The 7035-nt window shown below is 58.2% G+C and carries 6 protein-coding genes; 1 reads left to right on the top strand and 5 read right to left on the bottom strand.

Features of this window, described 5'->3' with window-relative positions; genetic code table 11:
* The first annotated feature begins 161 nt into the window (after positions 1-161).
* The gene (locus NW815_RS08585) at positions 162-1553 is read left to right on the top strand and encodes a TldD/PmbA family protein (protein ID WP_414389170.1); all 1392 of its coding nucleotides are present in this window, start codon (positions 162-164) and stop codon (positions 1551-1553) included.
* 234 nt (positions 1554-1787) lie between these two features.
* Here the strand turns inward: NW815_RS08585 and NW815_RS08580 are convergent, their stop codons facing one another.
* The 5 genes from NW815_RS08580 to NW815_RS08560 form a co-directional block, all read right to left on the bottom strand.
* Positions 1788-1910: a CHRD domain-containing protein gene (locus tag NW815_RS08580; RefSeq protein ID WP_414342186.1), complete on the bottom strand. Its 123-nt coding sequence runs from the start codon at positions 1908-1910 to the stop codon at positions 1788-1790.
* Positions 1911-2424: 514 nt separating this feature from the next.
* Complete coding sequence (locus NW815_RS08575) at positions 2425-2883, bottom strand: fasciclin domain-containing protein (protein ID WP_011434417.1); 459 nt, start codon at positions 2881-2883, stop codon at positions 2425-2427.
* An 81-nt stretch (positions 2884-2964) separates the two neighbouring features.
* Complete coding sequence (locus tag NW815_RS08570; RefSeq protein ID WP_414331529.1) at positions 2965-4275, bottom strand: CO2 hydration protein; 1311 nt, start codon at positions 4273-4275, stop codon at positions 2965-2967.
* Positions 4276-4391: 116 nt separating this feature from the next.
* Positions 4392-5885 (bottom strand): NADH-quinone oxidoreductase subunit M, encoded by a 1494-nt coding sequence (locus tag NW815_RS08565; protein WP_414389172.1) that lies wholly within the window; start codon positions 5883-5885, stop codon positions 4392-4394.
* Positions 5886-5935: 50 nt separating this feature from the next.
* A partial coding sequence (locus NW815_RS08560; protein ID WP_414415908.1) for a proton-conducting transporter membrane subunit occupies positions 5936-7035 on the bottom strand: 1100 nt, incomplete at its 5' end.

Here is a 7035-nt window from a genome sequence, read left to right as displayed (position 1 = left end):
AGGGCGGGGCTTCTCGGCGGTTTAGCTAACGGCGGGCCTGGCCAAAATGTTCCGCACTGCTGACACGAACGGGATCGGGGCTTTCACTCGGCGTGGCAGCTCATCGACTTTCCAGGATCGGGCTATGCTGGACTGAGGACTACACCCATCTCCCTGTTGCTATGCGAGACCTTCTGCGCGACATCCTTCGGGACTGCTCTGGCTTTGTGGAACTGCGCTACCACAGCAAGGTGTTCCGCAGCATCACTGCCGAGAAGGGCCGCCTTGAGCGCACCGCGGTTCGTCGCCGTTCCGGAGTGGGGGTGCGGGTGTTGGAGGCCGGCACTTGGGGCTTTGCTGCCACCGGGGATCCCTCGCCGGCTGCCATTCGGGAGGCCATCGCTGAAGCTCGCCGTGCCGCCCAAGCCAGCGCCGACTACCGCAAACAAAAGCTGGGATCCCTGCCCAGTGTGCGGCTGGCCCAAGGGGAGTTCTGCGAGCCCGGTGTGGAGGAGGTGTTGAACAAACCGCTGGAGGCGAAGATCCAGTTGGCTCTGGAAACCGAGGCGCAGGCCCGGCAGGCTTCCCGCCAAATTAGCTCCGCCAGTTGCACCTACAACGAGATTTACGAGGAAAAAGCCATCGTCACCACCGATGGGGCGGATGTGGCCTTTCGTCTGGTGCGCCCCGAGCTGCGAGTTCAGGCGGTGGCCGAAGCTGCCGGCCAGCTCAGCAGTGGCTCCGAGGCCATTGGGGTAACGGGGGGATGGGATTGCCTGTTCCGCTCGCATCCCTTGCAGATGGCGGAAAAGGCGGCTGCTACCGCTGTTGACTTGTTGTCCGCAGGCTACGCAGAAGGGGGATGGGCCACGGTTATTCTGTCGCCTTCCATCGTGGGGCTATTGGTGCACGAGGCCATTGGCCACACGGTCGAGGCGGATTTTGTTCTGGCGGGTTCTGTGGCTGCCGGCAAGCTGGGGCAGCGGGTGGCCAGCGACTGGGTTACTCTCAAAGACTCCGGCCATTCAGAGTTTATGCCGGGGGCAGGGGGAACCCTTCCTGTGGACGACGAGGGCGTTCCTACCCAAAGCACCACCATCATCCAAAACGGCATTCTGGTCAGCTATCTCCACAACCGCGAAACTGCCGCCCACTTTGGGGTGGAGCCCACCGGCAATGCCCGCGCCTGGGAATACGCCGATGAGCCTTTGATCCGCATGCGCAACACCTTCATTGAACCCGGATCCCAAACGCTAGAGGAAATCATCGCCAGCACTCCCGATGGCTACTTCCTGGATGGGGCCAGGAACGGGCAGGCGGACTCCACCGGCGAGTTTATGTTTGGCGTGGAGCGGGCCTACCGCATTCGCGATGGCAAGCTGGCGGAGTTGCTGCGCGGTGTCACCATCACCGGCAATGCTTTTGAGGTGCTGCAATCGGTGGATGCCGTCTCGCGGGACTTCCTGTGGGACTTGGGATCCGGCCATTGCGGCAAGGGTCAACCGGCCAAGGTGGATGCGGGCGGCCCCTACATTCGCTGTCGGGCCATTGTAGGTGGGCAACAACCTGTGTAGTTATTCCCTTGGCGCTCCACAGCTAGCCCAGAGGTGAAGCCTACAGCTCGCTCTGTAAAGGGGACTGGCAGGCCGGCTCCAGGACTACCGAAAGCTGCTGGCCAGGAGCTACACAGAAACTCTGTCCTGCCGGCACGACTGACTGTGGGGGAGTTCACAGAACAGCCAATCCGTCCGCAAAAATTAGGGATCCCCTCACCTGCGGGGATCCCAGATGGGGTACTGGATCAAACCTTAGCGAGGGAAAACCACCTGGGCTCGCAACTCGCCCGGCGGGTTGGCCTGCGTGTGAATGTTGATGTAGTAAGCTCCGGCCAAAAAGCTGGAGACTTGCTCAGGGGTGAGGTTGGCTTCCAGTCGGAAATTCCCCGACTGATTGCCTGGATCGGCAACATGTTCAAGACAAAGACCACCGGCCCTGTGGCCTGGGCGAAAGATTGTCCTGGCTGCGGCTGAGCAATGTGAATATGTCCAGGGCCAAAGTTAGCAATGGGTAGAAGTGGGGTTGTGAGATTTGTAAAGCTTCCTTAACCGCTGAGAAACAAGACAGCAACCAGGCAAAAGCCGCAAAAAGCCTCGAAAATTGAACGAGGCCGAAGGGCAAAACCGATCAACAACATGGAAAAAAGCTCCTCGGTCAGAGAACAGGCTAAATAAGGTACGTATCAGGCCAAGCTTCGGATTCATCTCTGGGTTTAAAAGACGGCGACATCACTGCTACCGAGAGACAAAAATCCCCACCCTGTGGGGGGCGGGGGATGGTGTAAACTGCACGCGGAGCAGAAATCTCTGACCGTACCTATAAAGTTGCGGAGAGGGGGAGAGGGTTCACCCAGGCACTTTCCCCAAGCTCGGTTCAGGATAGATCTGTCTATCCTCTGGCCGAGGCAGCCAAGGCGGAGTTCATAATCGGCCAGAACCAGTGGGGCCGCATCAGGATGACGGTGTCGATGACGTGGATGATGCCGTTATCGGCTTCGATGTCCGCTTGGATAACGGTGGCGTTATTGACCTCGAAAACGTCCCCTTCGATCAACAAGTCGATGGGGGATCCCTCTACCGAGCCCACACTTTGGTACTTGGCCAAATCCGCCTTTTTCAGGCGACCGGGCACCACGTGGTAACACAAGATGCGGGTCAGTTGGGGGATATTTTGCACCAGGGTGGTGATGGTGCCAGGAGGCAGCTTGGCAAAAGCCCCATCGGTGGGGGCAAAAACGGTAAAGGGGCCAGGGCTTTTGAGAGTGTCTACCAGGTTTGCCGCTTTAACGGCAGTTACCAAGGTGGAAAAGCCCTCAGCAGAGACGGCAATATCAACAATATCGGGCATGGCCGGGATCCTTTTGCTGTGAAGTTGTTGCTAACTGGATTGCTGCTCGAAAGGCTTTGGGATCATTAAAGTTGCCACGGGCTAGCGATAATTCTGATCCTGAATGTAGGCGAGGCGGGCTGCTTCCCGGATCCCATATTCCGGTCGGGTGAAGCGATTGAGTTGTCCCTCAAAATAACGGCGATTCATCATCAAGTGCCGCGGATTTGGGTCATCAAGGGGATACAAGAAAGCGGCCCTTCCCGCCTGAATCACGGCTGAGGTGACGTTGTACATGGAGCGCTGGAAGCTAACCCCCAATTGAATCAGCATGTCCTCTTCGCCGCGGCAATGCTTGCGATAATACTCCACCAAATACTGGGGCAAAAAGTGGTACATATCCTGGTGCAAGAGCGTGGGCGGGATCCCGGCGGTGCCCACCGGAAACTTATCGGCGTAGAGGATCCCGTAGTGGAAGTCCAACTGGTTGGTGGGAACTTCGTTGGCCTGGGCGTTGTAGGACTTAGTGCCGCGGAAAGGAGAGGTGCGATAAAACACGGCCTCTACATAGGGGAAGGCAGCCTCATATAGCCAGGTGAATCCTTTGGATTTGGGCACAATATCGTACCATTCTCCCCGAATACGCACGCGGTGGTAGATGGGTCGTCCGGCAATGGCGAAGATCCCGTTGACCAGAAAGTTCATCGCCTCCGGCACGCTGGTAATTTTGCCTTCATCGTAGAGATCGCTCATCTCAAAAAAGACCGGAGCCATCACCTCCCAAAACAGGCCCAACACCGAGTACATGGTGGCCTGGCGGCACAGCTCCAAAAACATATCGGGGAAGAGCTTGTATAGCCCCATCAACAAGGGGTTGCCCTGGCAATAGGCGCGGATGGCGCGGTCGGCATTTTGCTTGTATTCTTCGGAATCCATGTAGGGATCCAGCAAGCCCCCCATATCCCGGTGCCAGAGCATGGCCCGCATACATTCTTCGGCAAATTCCATGTTGATGCGGTCATGCCAGAGGTGATGCAAAATTCTGGGCAGCTTGCGCTTCAGCTCCCCTTTTTCCATGAACTCCAGCAGCTCGGGGTGGGCCGTAGCCTGGCCTCGCCAAATGCGCAAATCCGCGTTATCCCCCGCGTAGTGGTTGGCCAGCTTCAGATACTCTTCAGGAATGATGAACTTGAAAAAAGGCAAGGGATCCACAAACACCTGCTCGGCAATGTAGAGCAGATCCCGCCAGTAGAAATCCATTGGCACGGCATAGGCTTTGTAGAGGCCGATAATTTGCATCAGGTTTTCCGGCGTATCCGGCAGCATGGATCCCCCAGCCTCCAAGCGGTGGACTACATCCGCAAAAGGGTGGGTAGAAGGGGGCAGCTTGCGGGCTGTGAGGGTTGTCGTCATAGAAGAAGTCTCCAACTCTTCAAAAGTTCTGGCTCCTTGAGGTCATTCCCTGGGATCTCAATTCCTGGAAGTTTCCCGATTGCCTTGATCTGCTCCAGAGAAGGCAGCCCAGCTCCCTAGGGAGAATCGGCAAGATCGCCAGCCGAGGCCAGGATAAGCGTTTGCGCTTGAGCCACCTGGGTGGATAGGGTAAACGCCAAGGGTTGTGGCCATTTCACCAGGCTCATGGGCTGGATCCCAAACCAAACGATCAAGGCCGTCAAAATCAGCCCCGGGATCCGCTCCCAGCCATGCACGCGCGGGTAGTAGGCGGTGCGGTTGTCCAACCTGCCAAAGCAGGTGCGGTTTAGCAAAATCACGAAGTACACCGCCGTCAAACCGGTGCCACAGATGCTGATCAAAGTCGGCAGAGGAAAATCTTGGTAGCTGCCCTGGAAGATCAAGAACTCCGCCACAAAGCCCACCAGGCCAGGGATCCCGGCGCTGGCCATCCCCCCCAAGATGAGCAGAGCACTCACCGTGGGCAAGCCCCGCAAGGGGTTGAGCAGGCCGTTGAGCACATCCAGATCGCGGGTTCCCACTTTGCGCTCCACCAAGCCCACCAAATCGAACAGCAGCGCCAAGATGAGACCGTGAGAGACCATCTGCACCATCGCCCCGGTCAGGCTAATGGGGGTGGCTGCCGCCATGCCCAGCAAGATGTAGCCCATGTGGCCAATGGAGCTGTAGGCCACCATGCGCTTGATGTCTTTTTGGGCGATGGCTGCCAAAGCCCCGGACAACACGGCAATGGCTCCCCACCAGGCCAGGATCCCGCCCAGGTCGGCCCAAGCTTGGGGAAACAACTGCAGCCCAAAGCGAAACAGACCGTACGTGCCTAACTTGGAGAGGATCCCTCCCAGGAGGATGGCCACTGGCGGCGACGACTCCCCGTATGCATCAGGCAACCAGGTGTGGAAGGGGATCAGCGGCATCTTAATGCCGAAAGCCACGATCAAGGCCAACAGCGTCAAGGTCTGGGCAACAGGGCTGAGAGAGGTGATGCGGATCTCCAGCAGCTCAAAGCTATGGGGATCCCCCAGCCAGTAGATGGCCAAAAAGGCCCCCAACAGAAAGATGGCGGAAACGGCGGTGTAAATCAAAAACTTGATGGCAGCATAATCCCGCTTGGGGCTGCCCCAAATGGAGATGAGCAGGTAGATCGGGATCAGCACCAGCTCGTAAAACAAGAAGAACAAAAGCAGGTTCTGGGCAACAAAAGCCCCGTTGACCGACCCGCTCATGAACAAAATGCAGCCGTATAAGAGGTTGGGCCGCTTCACCTCTGGCTCAGCTGTCAGCACCGCAATCAGCGTGAGCAGCCCATTCAAAGCCACCATCAGCAGGGAAAACCCGTCCAGGCCCAGGGAGTAGCTCAGCCCAATTGCCGGGATCCAATCCCACCGCTGCACCCACTGCAGCCCTTCCGCTTGCAGGTCAAAGTTGGCAAACAGCAGCAGCGAGATCCCCAGCAGGATCCCGGCCAAGGCCACCGCCAGCTTTCGCCCCCCCAAGCCTAAGAACAGGAGCAGGGATCCCAAGATCGGCAACACAATCAAGGCACTCAGCATGGTCTTTTCCCTCTTTATCTAAGGACTCCGTCCCGCTACCTTGCCCAAGCCTAGAGAATCAGCCAGCCCAGCAGGGCCACCCCCACCACAATCGTCAGCACGTAGGCTTGCAACTGGCCAGAGGTGGTGTATTTCAAAACCTGTCCACCCGCCAATACCGCCAAGCTGGTCAAATTTACCAAGCCGTCTACCACATAGCGGTCGAACAAGGCTGTAACCTCAGAGATGATGCGTACCGCAAACACCACACTGGCCCGGTAGAGCTTGGGGGTGTAGAAGTCGTTGGCCAACAAATCCTGCCAGTCGGCCAAGAAGGCCCAGTCCACCGGCTGCCGCTGCGGACGCAGATACAGCCAGGCTCCCAAGGCAATGCCTGTCAAGCTGGATCCCGTCATTACCCCAACAGGGATCCCTTCCAGAGCGGGAATCAGACCTAGTGCCGCTAGGATCATGGGCATGTGCAGCGCCACCCCCATCGTGACCGTCATGGGCAGCATCATCGGCCAATGCACCTCCGGCGAACGCTCGCTCATCTGCTGCGGCTTGCCCCCCCAGATCAGGCCAAACACCCGTGTCAGCCCTAGGGCCGTTACAGCATTGGTGACCAGCACGACTGCCGCCCACAACCCCTGCCCCGATTGCACCAACTGCTGCCACAGATCCGTCAGCACCCAAAAGGAACCGAAAGGCGGCAAAGCGATGATTCCGGCCATTCCGGTCAAGAAGCACAGCCCTGAGATAGGACGCCGCGACCACAGCCCGCCCAGGTAGCGCAAATCCTGGGTAATGCTGTTCCAGATCACCGTGCCCGGAGCCATCACCAACAGAGCCATGGCCGGAGCATAGGTCAGCAGCAACCCATAGGCTTGCTGGGGATGACCGGTGCCCACCGCCACAAAAATCAAGCCCATGTAGGCACTCACCAGATAAGACAAAGCTCGCTTGGCGTCGATCTGGGCCAAAGCCACCAGGGATCCCCCCACCGCCGTCAAGCTGCCGATAGTCAGCATCACCTTCAGCACCGTTGGGGAAAGCTCATAGAGGGGTTGCAGGCGAATCAACACCCAGGCCCCCGTGCCCACCACCACTGCGTTCCGCAAAATCGAGGCCGGGATCGGCCCTTCCATCGCCTCATCCAGCCACAGGTGCA

The organism is Synechococcus sp. R6-7 (assembly GCF_047461695.1).
Taxonomy (GTDB): Bacteria; Cyanobacteriota; Cyanobacteriia; order Thermostichales; family Thermostichaceae; genus Thermostichus.
The sequence above is the reverse complement of the archived record's forward strand: the minus strand, read 5'-3'. Positions and strand labels throughout refer to the sequence as shown.

Coding starts and splice junctions, on each gene's coding strand:
- NW815_RS08585 (WP_414389170.1), top strand. CDS start 162: ATGCGAGACCTTCTGCGCGACATCCTTCGGGACTGCTCTGGCTTTGTG.
- NW815_RS08575 (WP_011434417.1), bottom strand. CDS start 2,883: ATGCCCGATATTGTTGATATTGCCGTCTCTGCTGAGGGCTTTTCCACC.
- NW815_RS08570 (WP_414331529.1), bottom strand. CDS start 4,275: ATGACGACAACCCTCACAGCCCGCAAGCTGCCCCCTTCTACCCACCCT.
- NW815_RS08565 (WP_414389172.1), bottom strand. CDS start 5,885: ATGCTGAGTGCCTTGATTGTGTTGCCGATCTTGGGATCCCTGCTCCTG.